We start from the raw sequence: 20,276 nt of genomic DNA on the forward strand, positions 1-20,276 counted from the left end.
CCATGGTCGAGCGGGCATGTCCCCGAACGGTTCGAAATGCAACTGCCGAAGCCGCGAAGGCGGCAGAACTGCAGGATTTTGATTGTTTCGTTATTGCAGAATTAATCAACATTACGATACCGATTAACCATGCGATTCACCCAATGATTCGTTGGACTTCCACCGATTGAACCGCCCGATTCGGCCGGAGATGCTGATGCTCAGCTTCGTTCGCCATGCGCCTGCCTGTGCCCTCAGGTCTCCGTTCCGTCGGACCGACTCACCCGCCGCGATGCCCGCCATGGATGTGTCGGATCGGGGCCGGACGATCGAGCGACTGCTCGGCAGCGTGGCGGTCAGCGCGATCCTGGCTGGCGTCGGTCTGCTCGTCGCCATCGACCCGGCCCGCGCCGGCTGCGTGCCGGACGGCGGTATCACCGTTTGCTCTGGGGAGATGCTCGGCAACAACTTCCTGGGCGGATCGGTGCTGTTCGACAAGACCTACAAGACTGTCGGGGCGCCAGAACTGTTCGGCGCCTATGTCATCAGCGAATCCGGCGCCATGACCGTATCGACTGAGGCGGGCAGCGTGATCTCTGCCTTCGGCTATGGGCTGCAGATCGAAAACAACGGCACCGGCGCGACGACCGTGTCGCTCGCCGGCGAAATTTTGGGCGGCACGACCGGTGTCCTTGTCGCGACCAGTTCCGGTACGACCGATTTGACCATCGTTCAGTCGGCAGGCACGATCTCCGGCAGTCTTAATGGAATTGAGGCCTACAACTCCGGCAGCGGAAACACCTTGGTTACGGTGGCGGGGACGGTCAACACAGTCTATGTCAACAACAACCCGAGTGCCAAGAACCTCGACATCGTCCAGAATGGTGGATCGATCACGGGCGGCTCCTACGGAATCTATGCCTACAATTCAGGCACCGGACACACGAACGTCACGACATCCGGCACCATTCAGTCCCTCGGGGACGGTGGTTACGGGATCTACGCGCTGACCGGCGCTGGTGGCACCGACCTGACCTTCAATCAGACTGGCGGTTCGATCACCGGGGCCGGAGGCGGTGTCCATCTGTTCAATTTGGGCACGGGCAACACGTCCGTGTCGGTATCCGGGACGATCGCATCGACGAGTCCCTATGCCGGCGCTCTCTATGCGGCCAACGCTCCCGGCAGCACGGGGAGCCTCACCGTCGTCCAAAACGCCGGCACGATCTCCGGCAAGGTGGCCATCGAGGTCAGCCACCTGGGCACGGGCGATACCACAGTCCGGACGGCAGGCACCCTCACCGGCACGATCACAGGCATCAACGCCACCACCTTCGGCGGCAACCAGACCATCGTGCAGACCGGCGGCACGATTACGGGCGGCGAGGACGGCATCAACTCCCACGCCTTCGGCGGTATCCAGACGATCTCGGTCGACGGCAAGGTCTCCGGGGGGACGCGCCGCGGCATCTATGCCTATAACGACAGCGGCGTGACGGCGATCACCGTCGGGGCCGGCGCCCGGGTCTCGGGCGGGACCTACGGCATCGAGATCGGCGGGTCCGGTAGCACCATCAATGCCGGCGGCCGCATCTCCGGCGGTTCCGCGGCCATTTGGTATAACGGCTCGAACAACACGCTCAACGTCTACAATTCGGCGCGCTTCAACGGCGCGGTCGACTTCAATTCGACGACCGGGAACACCATCAATTTCCATACCGGCTCGTATACGCTGGCGGTGGAAGACTATCTGGTCAACTCGAACCAGATCAACGTCAAGGACAAGTCGCTGACGCTGATCACCTCAGGGATAGATCCGGACACCAAGGCCGGCAACATCGTGGTCGTCGACAACAAGGCGGTCTCGGCCAGCCCGAACATGGTGAGAGACTTCGCCGGCGGCATCCTCGGTCTCGTCGGAGAGATCGTCGACATCGATGCGCCCCGCCCGGCCCGCACCTCCGGCGCGCCACTCGGCTATGCCGACACCACCGGCCGGCCGTCGCCGACCGACATCCAGACCGGTTCGATCGGCCAGGGCACCACCTACGACGCCTATGGCAACCTCGTTTGGCTGCGCAGCCTCGCCGCCGCGCGGCAACAGGATGCCAGCGGCGGCCAGGGCGCCCTGCAATCGCGCCAGTGGGGCATGGCCGGCGGCATCGACCACCAGCATGACGACTGGCGCTTCGGCGCCTTCGGCGGCGGCGGCAAGACCTCGGCCACGCTGGATGGCGGTTCCGGCTCGTCGAGCGGCGATATCGGCCTTGCCGGCGGCTATGCCCGGCGCACGCTCGGCACCGCCTGGCTCGATGCGGTGCTGGCCGGCGGCTATATCCGGACCGAGACCAAGCGCCGGATCGGAACCGGCGGGGAAACCGCGACCGGCAGCTTCGACGGCTGGTTCGGTGCGGGCGAGCTGGCGCTCGCCACCCGCTTCGCGCTGGGCGATCGCTGGTCGCTGACGCCGAGCCTGAAGGCGCGCTACGTCGCCGCCGCCTATGACGGCTACAAGGAACGCGGCTCGTCGCAGAATGTCAGCTACGACGCCCACAACGCGCAGGGCCTGGAGCAGCGCTTCGAGGCGAAGCTGAACTATCAGACCAGTTCCGAAGGCCGCCCGATGAACTACTGGCTCAAGGCCGCGGGCTTCGCGCAAGAGACGATCGGCAAGACCGGCTACGGCGCCACCGTGCTCGACACCGATTTCACCGTGCGCGCGCTCGGCGATCGGACCGTCTACGGAACCACGGTCGGGCTCGGCTTCGATATCGTCCTGATGAAGAATGTCAGCATCTTCTCGGATATCGACGGCACCCTCACCTCCGATCATGCCCGTGCCGGTTCGGTGCGCGGCGGCATGAAGGTGGCCTTCTGAGCGGCCGGAGCGGCGAGTGCGGCCGATGCGCCTGAACCGGTCTCCCGACCGTCCGCGAGTGCCTGTCCCGGAAAGGCGCCTTGCACCTCGGCCGGTCGGACCTGCTGTCGCCGAGATCGTGGCGATCGGGATCGCGGCGATCGCCGTGCTGGCGGGCGCGGCGGCCGTACAGGCGCAGTCGATCAGGCCGGCCGCCAATCAGCGCCCTGCAACACCCGGCAGCCCTGCGGCGGGCAGTTCCGCTGCGGCGGCCCCTGCCCCGTCGCCCTCGGGCATGGCGGTGCCGTCATCGCAGGATGCGACGCCGTCGACGATCGAGGAGACCTACGACGGCTGGAGGGTGATCTGCCTGCAGGAACCGGCCCCCGCCCCGGGACGGGTCGGACCGGGCCCGCGCCGGTGCTCGGTCGTGCTGCAGCAGTTCGACGGGACGACCCGGCAGCGCATCCTGGCGATCGAACTGCGGCTGTCCGGCGCCGAAAAGACCGAGGGGACCGCCATCCTGCCGTTCGGCCTGGTCATCGAACGGGGTGTGGATCTCCAGCCGGAGGCGGCGGCGCCGCTCGCGACGGCGAAATTCCGAACCTGCCTGCCGGGCGGATGCGTCGTGCCGTTGAGCCTGGACGCCAAGGCCGTGGCGACCCTGCGCAAGGCGCAGAGCTTGAACCTGACCGCCGAGGCCGCATCCGGCGGCAACGTCGTCCTCAAGGTCGCCCTGAAAGGCTTCGGCCCGGCCGTCGACCGGGCCATGGCGCTCGCCCGCTGAAGCCCTCCGGCTGGCGCCCGCCAGCGGCCGGCCGCTCGCCGCCGTCGAGGCGTAAGGATTGCCGGGCTGTTCCGAGCGCAAAGTCGGTCCGATCCTGATCGGCGCGTTTGGCGGCTTCGGTTGCAGAGTTATCGGCGAGCCGGTACCGTGCCGATGATTCTCGTTTCGTTCCAGTGTCGGACGCGCCCTTGGATTGGTCTGTCGAACAGGATGCGGCGCTCAAGGCCGTCAAGGACTGGCTGAAGGGACGCCATCCGCAGGTCTTCCGCCTGTTCGGCTTCGCCGGCACGGGCAAGACGACGCTTGCCCGCCACGTCGCCGAGGGGATCGACGGCGATGTCTGCTTCGGCGCCTTCACCGGCAAGGCCGCGATGGTCATGCGCCAGAAGGGCTGCGAAGGCGCGACCACGATCCACAGCATGATCTACCGCCCGCGCCGCAAATCGGCCGAGGACGAGGAGGAGGAGACCTTCTCGTTCGCCATCAACCATCAAAGCGACGTCTCCAAGGCCAAGCTGATCGTCATCGACGAATGTTCGATGGTCGACGAGGAGCTGGGCCGCGACCTGCTCTCCTTCGGCAAGCCGACGCTCGTGCTGGGCGATCCGGCCCAATTGCCGCCGATCAAGGGCGGCGGCTTCTTCACCGAGGCGGAGCCGGACGTGATGCTGACCGAGGTCCATCGTCAGGCGGCCGACAATCCGATCGTTCGCATGTCGATGGACATCCGGGAGGGCCGGCCGCTCGAAATCGGGCACTATGGCCAATCGAGCGTGATACGGCGGCGGGACATCGATGCCGAACGGATTCTGGCCGCCGACCAGGTTCTGGTCGGCCTGAACCGGACCCGGCACGGCTACAACAAGCGCATCCGGGAACTGCGCGGCTATACGAGCCCGCATCCCGAGGTCGGCGAGAAGCTGGTCTGCCTGCGCAACGACAAGTCCAAGGGTCTGCAGAACGGCGGCATCTTCCGGGTCAACCGGCGCAAGGAGCCGAAGGGTGGCTACCTGAAATACGATGTCGCGCCCGACGAGGCCGGCACGCGGGCGCGCATCCACGTCTCGGTCCTGCCGGATTTCTTCGAAGGCAAGGAGGGCGACCTGTCATGGCAGATGCGCCGCTCCTCCGACGAATTCGACTACGGCTACGCCCTGACGGTGCACAAGGCGCAGGGCTCGCAATGGGACGACGTGGTCCTGTTCGACGAGGCCTTCGCGTTCCGGGAGCACCGCGATCGCTGGCTCTATACGGGGGTGACCCGGGCGGCCGAGACCCTGACGGTCGTGGTCTGAGGCCACGGCCTGCTCGGACGGACCGTCGGCCATCGGCGCGCCGGGGCTGGGCCGAGCTGGGCCAGAGCAAGGTCCGATCAGAGCGGCCCGCTCTGATCGGAAAACGCTTGCGCAAACAAAAACATGCAGAGCTTCATCCGATCCCTTCGGATCGGGGGATGCTCTTCAGATTGGGTGATGCTCTAGAGCGGACCGACCGGCTGCCGAAGCCACCGGCCGACGACCCCTTCAGGACTTGTCGCCCATCCATCCGAACAGGATATGGCGCACCGTCGCCTCGAGCCGGATCAAGTGGTTGCGCAGTCGGCGGCCGCCGGTCAGGGACCGGGCCGGCCCCGGCCCGAGAGCCTCGATCCGCCGCACCAGATCCTCCGCCTCGCAGGGAATTCCGGTCTGCGGATCGAGATAGCGGGTATAGAGAAGGAAGATTGCGGCCAGCAGTTCGTCCCGGCTGAGCCGGCGGCTGCGACGCGGGATCGGCGCACGGTCCTCGGTCACCCCCCAGCCGGCATAGGCCGGCATACCCCAGGAGACCACCTTGGCGCCGTAGAGCAAGGCCATCAGCCCGAGCGATGACGTGTTGACATGCACCTCCGCCGCAATCTCGAACAAAGCCGACATGTCGGGGTCGCACAGGATGAGATCGGCGTAGGGGCGCAGCGCGGCATGCGGGACCCAGCCGGCGCGACGGCGCGATTCCAGCCCCGGCGGCTCCATGAAGACCACATAGGCGTCGGGTGCCTCGCGGCGCGCCGCGCGCAGCAGCGCCCGGTTGTTGCGGATCGCCGCCTGGCCCAGTCGCGTCTGAGCCTTGTTGAGCAGATCGCCGACCACCACCACGACCGGCCGCCCCTCGGCACGGGCCAGTACGCTCGATTTGAGGTCCCCGCCGCTGGCCGCGGCGGCACGATCCAGCGCGACGAGGCGCTCGCCGAGATACGCCGCCCGGGCGACCAGGAGCGGGTCGAACGCGGCGGTATTGACCAGGTCTTCGAAACTCGATGCGCGCGTCGCATCATAGTCGATGCCCAAATCGTCTTGGGCGATCGACGGAAGCGGGACGGCCTCGGTCGCCACCGCCCGCGCGTCCATCGCACCGGGGCCCAGCCGGGTCACGGCCAGTCCGCTCCGCCGGGCGGTCTCCTCCAATTGGGGATCGATCCGGTCGCCCCAGACGAGCAGTCCGGCCGAGAGCGCCGTCGCCAGTTCGATCGCTTCCGCCGGTTCGCAGAAACTGAGATGGCCGGGTCCGGCTTCGAAGAAGTTGCGCGCCACCACGCGCTTCTGGGTCGAAAAGCCGACCGCCACGAAATTGCGCGTCTCGACGAGATAGCGGTCGCGCCAGGCCGCCAGCCGGTCCATGGCCGTCAAGGCCGACAACGTTTCGTCGCGCACCGGATCGGCATAGCGCGGATAGGCGACCAGCGCGGCGGCGGCCAGCATGTCGGCCGTAATGCCGTGCGTTCTGCGCTTCATCCAGGCCTGCGCCCGCGGCTCCGACCGGCTGTCGTCGGTCAGGCCCCATCCGGCGTAGAAGGCGGCCGCGAAACAGCACACCTTCGCGCCGGCCATCAAAGCCTCGAAGCCGAAGCCGCTCGAAACCGTCCAGATCTCGTCGAACCAGGGCAGCAGTTCATAGGTGCCGAGATGCTCGCGCAGCACCTCCACGCCGTGACGGGCCGCATCCTGGTCGAGATAGCCGCGCGCGCGGCCGGCAATCACGTCCGGATGGGACTTGACCACGATGTCGGAGGCCTCGTAAGCGGCCAGCGCTTCCGACAGCATGCGCTGGAACGTGACGGCGGAGGCCCCCGCCCCGGCCACGGACTGATCGTTGAAGGTCTGGTCGATCAGAAGCACGCGGCGCCGTCGACCGAGACGGTCGGCCGGGTGGCCTTTGCCGAGCGTATTGTACTTGGTCAGCCCCAGATCGACCATGCGCCGCCGCGCCTCGCGACCGGTCTCCATCAGGCCCGGATCGCCAGCGGATTGCGCGATCAGCGCTTCGAGACGGGAGGGCTGGCGCGCCTCGTAGTAGATGCCGAGATCGTCGAGCACGACCGAGATGGGCGGCGGTTTGACGACGCTGTTGCCGGCCGACCGGAGGAAGCCGTCCTCGAGGGCGATGTAGCGCAACCCATTGCGCGAGGCGAAGCCGCGCGCCCGGGTCGCCGTGGCCTTGAATCCCCAGCCGACCACCGCATCCAGGTCCGACGGGTTTGCACGTGCTCGCGGTCGGGGCACGAACGTCTCGACCCCGAGCAGTATTCCGAGAGTCGGGATCTCTATGATCCCACGTGAAAAAGCCGTGACGCGCCGTAGCTTCAACGCCTCCAGTCCGGTCGTCACAGCACCCGTTTCCCTTTGTGTGTCGTCCTGCAAGCAGGCCTTGGCGAAGTCCCGAACCTGACGAACGGCCGACAATCGGGCCGAACTTAATCTGCCGCCAGCGACGCGTCCACACCCGGAAAGGGCGCGAGAGGGGGAAAGGATCACATATCAGAAGATGCAAATTTGCAGAATCGATGATGTGACGTGTCGCCGGGAGGCGCCAATATCGTTTCGGTCAAAGGCGAGCTCAGGAACGCAGATCGTGGTCGCGCCGGTCTGGCAGGAACGCGCATTCCGCACGGATTCGAAAGCCGGGTCGGCAAACCCGGCCGTACCCGACGGTGTCCGCCATAGTCGGACGATGCTTCCGCCAGAGATGCATCCCCCGTCGATCGCCGACAGCGACGGCAGCCCCGACGTCGCCCGGGGTGCCGTACCGCCTGTGCGGATTCGGAACTCTGAAAACGACGGCACCGTAAACCGAACATTGCTGGGGACCATTACAGTTTCGATAGAAACCGTGATCAGTCCGCAGTTGCGACCATCGCACCCGATGGGGTATCACCCGGACGGGGTCCATGCGCACTTGATCGAAAACCCAGTGACGGGACGCTGATTCCTTCGCGCGGATCGGCGGTTAAGGACAGTCGGACGGTGGCGAACTGGGCGCCCGAGGGTCCGGCAGTCGATTCGCTCGGCCCGGATGGGACGGCGGCGAGACTGACGTCCCTTGGCGGACGCGAATGAGAGCGAATGACGGCGAACCGATTGACCATGGCTGACCGAGAAACCGAAATCGCGATCGTCGGTTACGCATGCCGGCTGCCTTCGGCACCGGACGTGCCTTCGTTCTGGACGCTCCTCAACGAACGCCGCTGCGCCGTCACCCGGATCAGCTCGGATCGCTTCGCGACCGAACGCTTTCTGCATCCGAACAAGAATGTCTGGGGCAAGAGCTACACGTTCTCGGCGGGTATCGTCGAAGACGTGTTCGATTTCGACCCGGGCTTCTTCGGCATCAGCCCGCGCGAGGCGATCCAGATGGATCCGCAGCAGCGCATGCTGCTGCAGGTGACCTACGAGGCGCTGGAACATGCCGGCATGCGGCCGTCGCGCCTGACCGGCGAGCGCGTCGGAGTCTATATCGGCGCCTCGTCGTCGGACTACATGAACCGCTTCTATTTCGATCCGGCGGCGATCGATGCCCAGTTCATGACCGGCAACACGCTGTCGATCATCTCGAACCGGATTTCCTACATATTCGATCTGCGTGGCCCGAGCTTCACGGTCGATACCGCCTGCTCCTCCTCGCTCGTCGCCATGCACGAGGCCGCCGAGGCCATCCGCTCCGGCCGGATCGATACCGCCATCGTGGGCGGCGTGAACGTGCTCGGCTCGCCTGTGCCCTTCATCGGCTTCGCCCGCGCCTCGATGCTGTCGCCGACCGGCCTGTGCCGCGCCTTCGACGCGGCCGGGGACGGCTATGTGCGCTCCGAAGGCGCCGTCGCCATGGTGCTGAAGGCCGCCCCGAAGGCGCGTGCCGACGGCGACCGCATCCGCGCGACCATCGTCGGCACCGGCATCAATTCCGACGGCCGCACGGTCGGCCTGTCGCTGCCCTCCTCGGACATGCAGGCCGCCCTCCTGGAGGAGGTCTATTCCCGCTTCGGCATCGATCCGGAAGACCTGGCCTTCGTCGAGGCCCATGGCACGGGCACCCGCGTCGGCGATCCGGCGGAGGCCGGCGCGCTCGGCCGCAAGCTCGGCCAGCGGCGCCAGCGCGTTCTGCCGGTCGGTTCGGTCAAGACCAATGTCGGCCATCTTGAGCCGGCCTCGGGCGTGGCCGGCATGCTGAAGTCGATCCTGGCGCTTGAGAACGAAGTGCTGCCGGCGTCGCTGCACTTCCAGACCCCGAACCCAGACATCCCCTTCGGCGACCTGAATCTTTCCGTGGCCAGCGAGCCCGTCGCCATTCCGCGCGGTGGCCGTCCGCGCCACGCCGGCATCAATTCGTTCGGCTTCGGCGGCGCCAATGCCCATGTGGTCATCCGCGAGGGCGAACCGGTCCGCACGGCCGAGACGGCGTCCGGCCCGACGCCGCTGGTGGTTTCCGCCCATAGCCGCGACTCGCTGAAGACCTTGGTTGCGGGCTATCGCGACCGTCTGGCCGCCGCGACGCCGGCCGGCGCGCAGGCCCTTCTGGCCGCCGCCGCCCATGGTCGCGACCGCCACGAGCACCGCATCGTCACCTTGCCGATGGCGCGCGACCAGATGGTCGGCGCGCTCGACGAATGGCTCGCCGGCAACCGCTCGGCGCAGATCGTCGATGCCCGCGCGCCGGTCCGCGAGGGCGGCCTGGCCTTCGTCTTCTCCGGCAACGGCTCGCAATGGGCCGGCATGGGGCGCGTCGCCTACCGGGTCAATGCGGACTTCCAGAAGGCCTTCGAGAAGGTCGACCGGGTGTTCATGGGCCGCGCCGGCTGGTCGCTGTTGACCACCATGTTCTCCGAGGAGATCGAGAACGAGATCGAGCGGACCGAAGTGGCGCAGCCGCTTCTGTTCGGCGTGCAGGTCGCGCTGGTCGAGGCGCTCGCCATGCGCGGCATCCGCCCCCGGGCGGTCGTCGGCCACAGCGTGGGCGAAGTCGCCTCCGCCTGGGCGGCCGGCGCCCTCGATCTTTCGGACGCGGTCAAGGTCATCCATGCCCGCTCGACCCACCAGGAGATCACCCGCCATCTCGGCGGCATGGCCGCCCTGCTGATGCCGGCCGCGGAGGCCGAGAAGGCGATCGCGGAAGCCGGCTACCCGGGCATCGAGATCGCGGCCATCAACAGCCCGCGCGGCGTGACCATTTCGGGCCGGATCGACTCTCTCGACCAGTTCCTGAAATTCGCCCGCTCCAAGCGCTGGGCCTTCAAGCGGCTCGATCTCGACTATCCGTTCCATTGCGCGCTGGTCGATCCGATCCGGCAGCCGCTGATGCAGACGCTGGCCGATATCCGCCCGCATGCGTCGAAGATTCCGTTCTATTCCACCGTCAAGGGCGGGATCGTGCCCGGCGAGGCGCTCGACGCGCAGTACTGGTGGGAGAACGTGCGCCAGCCGGTCGCCTTCGAGGCCGGCGTCAAGGCGCTGACCGAAGACGGCTATCGGGTGTTCCTCGAGATCGGCCCGCGTCCGGTGCTCGGCGCCTATGTCAACGACATCCTGAAGGAGGCGAGCCTCACCGGCGCCGCCCTGTCATCGCTCGACCGCGCCGATTCCGAAGCCGTCGATCCGATCGCCCGCATCGCGGCGGGCGTTGTCGCCCATGGTGCGGCGGTCGACGATCGTGCGCTGTTCGGGTCCGGCCCGCGCACGGCCGATCTGCCCGCCTATGCCTGGCAGAATCAGGCCTACAAGCTCGACCTGACGCCCGAAGCCCTGTCGACCTACCGGCCGACCGCCCATCCGCTGATCGGCCTGTCCGACCGCAAGGGTGGCCCGGTCTTCTTCAATCACCTCGATACCGAACTGCAGCCCTGGCTGGCGGACCACAAGGTGGACGGCGCCATCGTGGTGCCGGCCGCAGGCCTGGCCGAGATGGCGCTCGCCGCGGGACGGGAACTGATCGGCACCGACCGGATCGAGCTCAAGGACTTCGACATCGTTCGGGCCCTGGTAATCGAGCCGTCCGAGCCGCGCGAAGTGGCCGTGCGGGTTTCGAACGACGGCATGGTGGTCGAGATTTTGAGCCGCCATCGGCTGACCGGCGACGATTGGAGCCTGCATGCCCGCGGCGCGCTGACCAGCGTTCCGGTCGAGTCCATGCCGGCCCCGGCCGCGACCGGCCCGGCACGGCGGACCATGGCGTCGGCGGAGCTCTATCGTCTGACCGAGACCTTCGGCCTGCAATACGGCCCGGCCTTCCGCCGCGCCGCCAGCGTCGACGTGATCGACGACAAGACCGCCACCATCCGGTTCGCCGGTCCGCAGGCCCCGCTCGACGAGCAGGGATACCTGTTGCATCCGACGCTGCTCGATTCCGCCTTCCACGGCCTCTTCGCGCTCCTCGCCGAGCGCGGCATGGGCGGCCGCCAGCAGAGCTTCCTGCCGACCCGGCTCGGCTCCCTGCGCATCTTCGCAGCCGGCGCGCCGGTCGCCTCGGCGCGCCTCGAACTGACCAAGGGCTCGGTCAAGTCGATCGAGGCCGCCTTTACGCTGGTCGATGCGGCCGGCGCCGTGGTCGCCTCGCTGACCGGTGCCCGCTTCTCCGCCGTCCAGCTGTCCCGCGAAGCGACCCTCGACGACTTCGTCTACCGCACCGTGCCGGTCCGGTTGCCGCAGGACGGCCTGGCGTCGGCGGTGGAAGCCGCGTGGCCGGAAGGCCCGGCGGCCGCGGCCGAACGGCTCCGCCTCGCCGCGGAGGACGGCCCCTCCGATCCCGCGGAAGGCCGCATCCTGGTCGATGCCGCCCTCACCTATCTGGCGGCCGCCGTCATCGGCCGCATCGTCGGCGCCGATCGCGACGGCTTCCAGATCGCCGACCTGGTCGGCCAGGGCCGCGTCCACGCCGAGATGCGCCCGCTCTTTGCCCGCCTGCTCGCCGCGCTCGAAGAGGACGGTCAGGCCAGCCAGTCCGATGGACGCTGGCGCCTGGAGGACGCGTCCGACAATCCCTCGGTCGACAGTCTGATCCGGACCATCGTCGCCGACCAGCCGGCCTGGATCGCCGAAGCCACCATGCTGTCGCGCCTCGCCGATGTCCTGGAGCGGCGGTTGGTCGAGGGCGGCAGCGATCCGATCGGCTCGGAAGCGATGCGCGATCATCTGGCCAGCGGCTCGCCGAGCTTCGCGCCGATCGCCGCGACCGTCGCCCGCCTCGTAGAGGATCTCGTCGCAACCGCCCCGAAGGACCGGCCGCTGTCGATCCTGGTGCTCGGTGCCGAAAACCAGGGTCTCGTCCGCCGCATTCTGGCCGCGCTCGACCCGGAGACCGGTTCGGTCACGCTGACCGATCCCGATCCGTCGGTGCTGGAGCGTGCGCGCCTGCTGATCGGTCATCACACGCTTCTGAAGACCGCCGAATGGGCGAGCTTCGACGGCGAGAACGGCATCCGCTACGACCTCGCCGTTTCCGCGGATGCGGCCCATCGCTGGCCGGATCTGGCCGCGACCCTGTCGCTGCTCGGCCGCGGCATCGCGCCCGGCGGTGCCATTGCGCTGTGCGAACCGGAAGGCCGGCCCTTCGTGGATGCCCTGCGCGGCATCTCGGCGGACTGGTGGCGCTCGTCGGCCGATCCGGATCGCCCGGTCGGTCGCCTGCCCGACCGTCGCAACCGTTGGTCCAACGTCGCCGCCCAGGCGGGCTTCCGCAACGTGCATGTCGATCATGCGCTCGACGGGGCCACGGCCGCGTTCCTGATCACCGGCATCGCACCGGAGGCGCCGGCCGCCACCGAGGCGCCGGCCCCGGTGCGCAAGCCGGTCGTGCTGGTCACCAATGGCGAGGGTCGCGGTCGCGCCCTCTCCGATGCCCTGGTCGCCCAGTTGAACGGCGGCCGTCGTCCGGTGAAGATCCTGATCGATCACCTGCCGTCCGACGAGGCGCATCCGCCGGCCGCCTATTCGACCAAGGTCGTGCCGCTCGACGGCACGCCGGAAGCCGACGCGAAACTGCGCGATGCCCTGCCGGAGGGCGACTTCGAGGTCGTCTTCGCCTATGGCGCCTCGGCCCCCGAGGATGACGCGGAAGCCGCCGTGCTGGCGCGCACCGCGGCTTTCGGCTCCCTCGCCCGTGCGCTCGGCACGCGCGAAGTGCGCGTCTGGACGATCGCACCGGGTGCCGCCCAGTCGATCGTCGGCGTCGCGACCCACCGTCCGGCCCAGGCCGGCCTCTGGGGTTTCGCCCGCGTCGTCGCCAACGAGCATCCCAATCTCGACATCCGCCAGATCGACCCGTCGCCGTCGCTGGCGCCGTCCGAGACGGCGATCCGGATCGCCCACGAGATCGAGAATGCCGGTGCGGAGCACGAGATCGTGCTCGACGCCGACCGCCGCTCGGCGCTGCGCGTGGTGCGCGGCGGCCTGATCGGCGAGACCAGCCTTGCCGGCGTCAGCGGTCCTCTGACCCGGCGCCTGGACATCGCCGGCCAGGGCTCGCTCGATCGTCTGACCTGGTCGACCGTGGCGAGGACCGCGCCCGGCGCGGGCGAGATCGAGATCGAGATCCGCGCGACCGGTCTCAACTTCCGCGACGTGATGTGGGCCATGGGCCTGCTGCCGCCCGAGGCGCTCGAGGACGGCTTCGCCGGCCCGACGCTCGGCATGGAATGCGCCGGTGTGGTCAGCGCGGTCGGCCCGGGCGTGACCGGCTTCAAGGTCGGCGACCCCTGCGTCGCCTTCGCGGCGGCGGCCTTTGCCGGCCATGTCACGGTGCCGGCCCATGCGGTCGCCCCGCTGATGGCGCAGATGTCGTTCGAGGCGGCGGCGACGATCCCGGTCGCCTTCCTGACCTCCTACTATGCGCTGGTGCATCTCGCCCGCCTCGAAGAGGGCGAGACGGTGCTGGTCCATGGCGGCGCCGGCGGCGTCGGCTTGGCCGCCCTGCAGATCGCCAAGTCGCATGGCGCGACCGTGATCGCCACGGCCGGCAGCCGCGAGAAGCGGGTGCTGCTGGAGACGCTCGGTGCCGACCATGTGCTCGATTCGCGCAGTCTGGCCTTCGCCGACGAGGTGATGCGCCTGACCGGCGGCCAAGGCGTCGACGTGGTGCTGAACTCGCTCGCCGGCGAGGCGATGGAGCGTTCGGTCCAGGTGCTGAAGCCGTTCGGCCGCTTCCTGGAACTCGGCAAGCGCGACTTCTACGGCAACACCCGGCTCGGCCTGCGGCCGTTCCGCCAGAATCTGAGCTATTTCGGCATCGACGCCGACCAGCTGCTGACCCGTCAGCTGAAGCTGGCCGAGCGGCTGTTCCGCAACCTGATGCGCCTGTTCGAGGACGGCTCGCTGACCGCGCTGCCGTTCCGCGCCTTCGCGGCCGAGGATGCCACGGCAGCCTTCCGGCTGATGCAGCAGGCCGGCCATATCGGCAAGATCGTGATCACCCCGCCGGCGGTGCCGGCGGTCTCGGCCACGCCGACGGCGCCGGGCTTCCAGGTCTCGGCCGAGGGCCGCTACCTGATCGTCGGCGGCCTGGGCGGGTTCGGCCTCGGCCTCGCCCGGCGGCTCGCCCAGCGCGGCGCGCGCCACCTCGTCCTGATCGGCCGGCGCGGGCTCGTCGAAGGCGATGCCATCGAGATCGTGCGCGAGATCGAAGAGATGGGCGCCACGGTCGAGACCATGGCGGTCGATGCGGCCGATCCGAAGGCCGTCGAGGCGCTGCTTGCCCGGCTCGCCGCCGGCGGTCCGCCGCTCAAGGGCCTGTTCCACACCGCCATGGTGCTGGACGATGCCCTGGTGCAGAACCTGACTCCGGAACGCATCCGCACCGTCCTGCACCCGAAGGTCGCCTCGGCGGCGATCCTCGACCGGGCGACGCGCGGGCTCGATCTCGACTGCTTCGTGCTGTTCTCGTCGGCGACGACCATCGTCGGCAATCCCGGTCAGGCCAACTACGTGGCCGCCAACGCCTATCTCGAAGCCCTGGCGCGCAAGCGCCGCTCCGAGGGCCTTGCCGGCCTGGCGGTGGCGTGGGGCGCGATCGGCGATGCGGGCTATCTCGCCCGCAACACGCAGGTCAACGAGATGCTGGCGCGCAAACTCGGCCGCAGTGCCCTGAAGGTCGAAGAGGCGCTCGACGGCCTCGAGGCCCTGATGGCGCTCGATCCGACCGCCATGGACAAGGCCGCGATCGGCTTTGCCCGCATCGACTGGGCGTCGGCCTCGAAGGAACTGAAGCTGGTCTCGACGCCGCTCTTCGCCGATCTCGGCGACCTCGGCGCGACGGAAAGCGCGGAGGGCGGCGACCAGGCCGCGCGCGAGGAGATCATGGCCCTGCCGCCGGCCGAGGCGCTGGAGCGGGTGATCCGCCTGCTCGGAGCCGAGATCGGCCGCATTCTGCGCATGCCGGGCGACGATATCGACCGCCACAAGCCGCTCTCCGAAATCGGCATGGACTCGCTGATGGCGCTCGAACTGCGCATGGCCGCCGAAAGCCGGCTCGGCGTGGAAATCCCGCTCATGTCGCTTGCCAACGGCGCTACGCTGCACGATATCGCCACCAAGATGGTGGCGCGGATCCAGGGCGGCGATGCGATGTCGGCGACCAGCGACACGGAGACGCTGGCCAATAGCCATACCGACTTCCAGGGCTCGACGGCGGAGGATCTCGCCGCCGTGGCCGAGGCGATCGAGCGGCGCGGCCAGACGATCAAGAAGGTGTTCTGATGACGGCTCCGCGCGGAATCGAAGGTCTGGCGAAGAACGAGAAGTCGAAGCTTCTCGCGGACTTGAAAGCAAAGGCTCAAAATCGACGCGAACGCGACGGCGATGAGCCCGCCATGCTCGAGACGGCGCCGGTCGGTCCCAGGGCGTTCGATTTCTCGACCATGCCGCAGCACAAGCAACTGCGCATGATGGCGGCGGCGGCGGAGCTTTCGGGCATCGCCAACCCGTTCTTCCACGTCCATGAGGGCCGGGCCGGCGCGACCACGCTGTGCGGCAACCGGACGCTGCTCAACTTCGCGTCCTATAACTATCTCGGGCTGAACGGCCATCCGGAGGTTTCGGCGGCCGCCAAGGCGGCGATCGACCGCTACGGCACGACCGTCTCGGCGAGCCGTCTGGTCGCCGGCGAGCGGCCGATCCATCACGAGCTGGAGATGGCGCTGGCGCGCCTGCACGGCACCGAGGACGCGGTCGTCTTCGTCTCGGGCCATGCCACCAACGTCTCGACCATCGGCCACCTGATGGGGCCGAAGGATCTCATCCTGTGCGACGCGCTCAGCCACAATTCGATCGTCGAGGGCACCCGCATGTCGGGCGCCACGCGGCTGATGTTCGCCCATAACGACCTCGACGCGCTCGAAGAGCATCTGACCCGCACGCGCTCGCGCCACGAACGCTGCCTGATCGTGGTCGAGGGGCTCTACAGCATGGACGGCGACATGCCGGACCTGAAGCGGCTCGTGAACATCAAGCGCCGGCACGATGCCTGGCTGATGGTCGACGAGGCGCATTCGGCCGGCGTGCTCGGCGCGCATGGCCGTGGCCTCGCCGAGGAGCAGGGCGTCGATCCGAACGAGATCGAGATCTGGATGGGCACCCTGTCCAAATCCTTCGCGGCGGCCGGCGGCTATATCGCCGGCTCCCATGCCCTGATCGAGATCCTGAAGGCGGGCGCGCCGGGCTTCGTCTTCTCGGTCGGCTTCCCACCGGCTTTGGCCGGGGCGGCGATCAAGTCGATCGAGCTCCTGGAGCGCGAGCCCTGGCGGGCGCAGAAGATCCGCACCAACGCCAAGCTGTTCCTCGAACTCTGCCGGGAGGCGGGTCTCGATACCGGTACCGCCATCAATGCCGCCGTGGTGCCGGTGATCATCGGCGATTCCACCTCGGCGGTGATGTGCGCCAATCGCCTCTACGAGGCCGGCGTCAACGTGCTGCCGATCATCTTCCCGGCCGTGCCGGAGAAGCAGGCCCGCCTGCGCTTCTTCATCACCGCCGAGCATGACGAGGCGCAGATCCGCGAGACCGTCGCCATCGTCGATCGCGAAATCCGCCAGATGCGCACCGAAATGCCGGCCTGGAAGCGGCTGGCCGGCGGCGGCTGACCAGCGTCGACCCCGCAACGCCACGACCTCGGCGCCGGCTGCAATGCATTGCGGCCGGCGTTCGCTTTTCGGCAGCCCCCTTCTGCCGACCGGCTCTCGTCCGCGGCCGAACACGCCATCTGACGGATGGCATCGCCATGCGGCGGACGGCTGCGCCGGCGCGTCCGACCCCGCCATAGGCCGACGCGCGACGCCTCCTGTTTGGGGGGCGGGCAGCGGCAAGGCGGCCACCGTCTCGGGCCAGAGGAGGCAGCACCCGAACCGCGCGGCCGTCGCTGCGGGCGGGCGGGGCCTCGGTTCCGGTGCCGGCCTCCCCTGACCGGAAGCGGCGATCGTCGTCCGACCGCGGGACCCCGGCCGACAGAACGGCCGGGAGGCCCGCGATCCGGTTCTACGCCGCGAGCGACACGATGCCGTTGGCGAAGGGATCGCCGGGATCGCGCAGCAGCGTCGCCTCGGCGACCACATAGGCGCGCCCGGTGATGCTCGGGATGACGCGGCCGGCCTCGTCCAGGCGGTAGCGGGCGGTGAAGCGGCTGCCGACGATGCTCTCCTGGATCCAGTCCACGCCCGGCGCCAGCTTGCCGGCGGCGGCGAGACAGGCGAGCTTGGCGCTGGTGCCGGTGCCGCAGGGCGACCGGTCATAGGCGCCGCCCGGGCAGAGCACGAAGTTGCGGCTCTGCGCATCGGCGGCGGCCGGGGGGCCGAAGAACTCGACATGATCGACGGCCGCGCCGTCCGTGCCGGTGATCCCGGCGGCGGCGAGTGCGCGCGAGACGGCCTCGGCAGCACGGGTCAGGCCGGGGATATGGGCCATCTCGAGCGGCAGCGGCGCGGTCTCGACCAGGAAGAACCAATTGCCTCCCCAGGCGACATCGCCGACCACCCTGCCGAGCCCGTCGACCTCGACCGCCACGCCGGCGCGGTGCCGGAAGCTCGGCACATTCTCGATCGTGACCGCGTTCGGGCCGTCGAGTTGGACCGTCACCGATCCCACCGGGGTCTCGAACCGGTGGCGGCCGGGGCCAATCCGCCCCATGCGGGCGAGCGTCACGGCCGCCCCGATCGTGGCGTGGCCGCACATGCCGAGATAGCCGGTATTGTTGAAGAAGATCAGTCCGGCCGCGGCCGTCGGATCCTCCGGTTCGCAGAGCAGCGCGCCGACCACGGCATCGCTGCCGCGCGGCTCGTTGACGGCGAAGCGGCGGTAGTCGTCGAAATTCCGGGCGAAGCGCTCGCGCCTGAGCGCGAGCGGGCCGGTGCCGAGCGGCGGGCCGCCGTCGACGATCAGGCGGGTGGGCTCGCCCTCGGTGTGCGAGTCGATCACGCGCATCGGGCGAGCTCCGCCGCGCCGGTCCAGGACCGGTACCAGGTCTTGAACAGCTTCAGCTGGGTCTCGGCATAGCGCCGCTGGCTGGCGCTGAGCGCGTCGCTCGGATTGACATGCAGCGCGTATTCCGGATTGCCTTCGAGCACCATCAGGTACTTGTAATAGAGTACCAGATCGACGCCTTCGTCGAAGGAGGACAGCACGCCGAGCGCCTGGTCGAGTTCGCCCGCCAGCCGGCGCGCGGTGGCATCGCCCGTCGCCGCCTGCCGGCACAGCGAGACCAGTTGCAGCACTTCGCGCGGCAGGACGTTGCCGATGCCCGTGATGGCACCGACGGCGCCGCAATTGACGAAGCCATGCACCACCTGGGTGTCGACGCCGACCAGCAGCATCACGTCCGGATCGTGGCCGGTGATGTGCTCGGCCGCATAGCGCAGCGAGGCCGCGCCGCCGAATTCCTTGAAGCCGACCAGATGCGGATGGCGCGCGCGCAGGTCGAAGAACAGGTCGGCGCGGGTCTCGAAGCCATAATAGGGGCTGTTGTAGATGACCGACGGCAGGCCCTCGCCGGCGGCCAGCACCTCGTCGAAATGCGCGCGCTGGGCCGCCATCGAAGCGCCACGCGACAGGACGCGCGGGATCAGCATCAGGCCCTGGGCACCGACCGCGCGGGCATGGGCGGCGAGAGCGGCCGCCCGCTTCGGGTTCTGCGCCCCGGTGCCGACCACCACCGGCAGGCCGGCGGCGACGAGGCGTTCGACGCCGGTCATGCGCTGTTCGTCGGTCAGGAGCGGCCAGTCGCCCATCGACCCGCAATAGACCACCGCCGACATGCCCGCCTGGACCAGGTCCCGGCCCTTGCGAACGAGGGCATCGAAATCGGGTTCGCGATCCGCCGTCACGGGCGTCATCAAGGCCGGCATCGTGCCGCGGAAAATGGTGGCCGACATGCATCCCTCCATGCCGCGGCAGACCGTCCGGGGCCACCGCGCTTGTCTCGATGGCTGCGATCATGTCAGCATCGCCGGGAAGCGGTCTTGTCCGAACCCGGGCCGCACAATCCGGAATCGGCACAAGCGTGCAGCGGCCCCAGACCAAGCCCCGTCCCGCCCCCGAAGGCCCTGCCCTGGGCGCCCCCGCCTGCAACGCCGCTGCCTGCGATCCGTCGCCCCTGCTGTCGCGGCTCGGCCGTCCCTTCGTCTGCGAGGACCTGTTCGACGCGATCGGCGACACGGTCTTCTTCGTGAAGGATGCCGCCGGTCGCTACGTGACGGTCAACCGGACGCTCGCCGCGCGCTCCGGCCGGGCCCGCAAGGAGGACCTGATCGGGCTGACGGCCGCAGAGGTCTTTCCCGGCATTCTCGGCCGGCGCATCGCCGAGCAGGACCGGCGCGTCATTGCCGACCGGGAGCCGATCCACGGCAAGCTGGAACTGCATCTCTATCCCGGCGGCGCCGAGGACTGGTGCCTGACCTGGAAGGAGCCGATCGTCGGCGACGACCAGGCCGTGATCGGGCTGACCGGCATCTCGCGCGATCTGCAGCCGATCGGCGGTGCGGGCCGCGACATGAGCAATCTCTCGCGGGTGATCGATCATATCGAAGCCGAAATGGACAAGCCGTTGCGCATCGACGACCTGGCCGCCCGCGCCGGCCTGACCGCGCACCAGCTCGATGCGCGCATGCGCAGCCTGTTCGGGCTCTCGGTGCGCCAATATCTGATCCGGGCGCGCATCGAACGCGCCTGCAGCCGGCTGCGCCTGACCGACGCGCCGATCGTCAGCATCGCCCTCGACTGCGGCTATGCCGACCAGGCCGCCTTCACGCGCCAGTTCCGCAAATCGGTCGGCATCACGCCCGCCCAATACCAGCGCCATCACGCCGGTACCCGGGGGCCGTGAACGGCGCGGGGCGGCGGTCGGCGATGCGCCGGGACGGGCGGAAAATGG

10 protein-coding genes are annotated in these 20,276 nt (G+C 68.7%); 7 read left to right on the plus strand and 3 right to left on the minus strand.

Annotation, left to right across the window (positions count from 1 at the left end; genetic code table 11):
• Positions 1-2 precede the first annotated feature (2 nt).
• The 4 genes from ABB55_RS30165 (at position 3) to ABB55_RS02135 (ending at position 4,918) form a co-directional block, all read left to right on the plus strand.
• The gene (locus ABB55_RS30165; RefSeq protein ID WP_160321141.1) at positions 3-170 is read left to right on the plus strand and encodes a hypothetical protein; all 168 of its coding nucleotides are present in this window, start codon (positions 3-5) and stop codon (positions 168-170) included.
• A 110-nt stretch (positions 171-280) separates the two neighbouring features.
• Positions 281-2,857 (plus strand): autotransporter family protein, encoded by a 2,577-nt coding sequence (locus ABB55_RS02125; RefSeq protein WP_054357325.1) that lies wholly within the window; start codon positions 281-283, stop codon positions 2,855-2,857.
• Positions 2,858-2,975: 118 nt separating this feature from the next.
• Positions 2,976-3,623 (plus strand): invasion associated locus B family protein, encoded by a 648-nt coding sequence (locus tag ABB55_RS02130; RefSeq protein ID WP_054357326.1) that lies wholly within the window; start codon positions 2,976-2,978, stop codon positions 3,621-3,623.
• Between the two features lie 188 nt (positions 3,624-3,811).
• Positions 3,812-4,918, plus strand: coding sequence for an ATP-dependent DNA helicase (locus ABB55_RS02135; RefSeq protein WP_054357327.1), 1,107 nt, complete (start codon positions 3,812-3,814; stop codon positions 4,916-4,918).
• Positions 4,919-5,146: 228 nt separating this feature from the next.
• On the opposite strand, the gene ABB55_RS02140 is transcribed toward ABB55_RS02135, so the two are convergent.
• Positions 5,147-7,117: a capsular polysaccharide export protein, LipB/KpsS family gene (locus tag ABB55_RS02140; RefSeq protein ID WP_054357328.1), complete on the minus strand. Its 1,971-nt coding sequence runs from the start codon at positions 7,115-7,117 to the stop codon at positions 5,147-5,149.
• A gap of 906 nt (positions 7,118-8,023) precedes the next feature.
• On the opposite strand from ABB55_RS02140, the gene ABB55_RS02145 reads away from it, so the two are divergent.
• On the plus strand, positions 8,024-15,616 hold the full coding sequence (locus tag ABB55_RS02145) for a type I polyketide synthase (protein WP_083464038.1): 7,593 nt from the start codon (positions 8,024-8,026) through the stop codon (positions 15,614-15,616).
• Positions 15,617-15,729: 113 nt separating this feature from the next.
• Positions 15,730-16,998, plus strand: a complete 1,269-nt coding sequence (locus ABB55_RS02150; protein ID WP_244471952.1) for an aminotransferase class I/II-fold pyridoxal phosphate-dependent enzyme — start codon at positions 15,730-15,732, stop codon at positions 16,996-16,998.
• A gap of 391 nt (positions 16,999-17,389) precedes the next feature.
• Here ABB55_RS02150 and ABB55_RS02155 read toward each other — a convergent pair whose 3' ends face one another.
• Positions 17,390-18,331: a 4-hydroxyproline epimerase gene (locus ABB55_RS02155; protein ID WP_054357329.1), complete on the minus strand. Its 942-nt coding sequence runs from the start codon at positions 18,329-18,331 to the stop codon at positions 17,390-17,392.
• On the minus strand, positions 18,322-19,278 hold the full coding sequence (locus ABB55_RS02160; protein ID WP_054357330.1) for a dihydrodipicolinate synthase family protein: 957 nt from the start codon (positions 19,276-19,278) through the stop codon (positions 18,322-18,324). The genes ABB55_RS02155 and ABB55_RS02160 overlap by 10 nt, the downstream gene beginning before the upstream one ends.
• A 128-nt stretch (positions 19,279-19,406) precedes the next feature.
• On the opposite strand from ABB55_RS02160, the gene ABB55_RS02165 reads away from it, so the two are divergent.
• On the plus strand, positions 19,407-20,228 hold the full coding sequence (locus tag ABB55_RS02165; RefSeq protein ID WP_054357331.1) for an AraC family transcriptional regulator: 822 nt from the start codon (positions 19,407-19,409) through the stop codon (positions 20,226-20,228).
• Positions 20,229-20,276 lie beyond the last annotated feature (48 nt).

It is taken from the genome of Prosthecodimorpha hirschii, assembly GCF_001305515.1.
GTDB classification, from domain to species: Bacteria; Pseudomonadota; Alphaproteobacteria; order Rhizobiales; family Ancalomicrobiaceae; genus Prosthecodimorpha; species Prosthecodimorpha hirschii.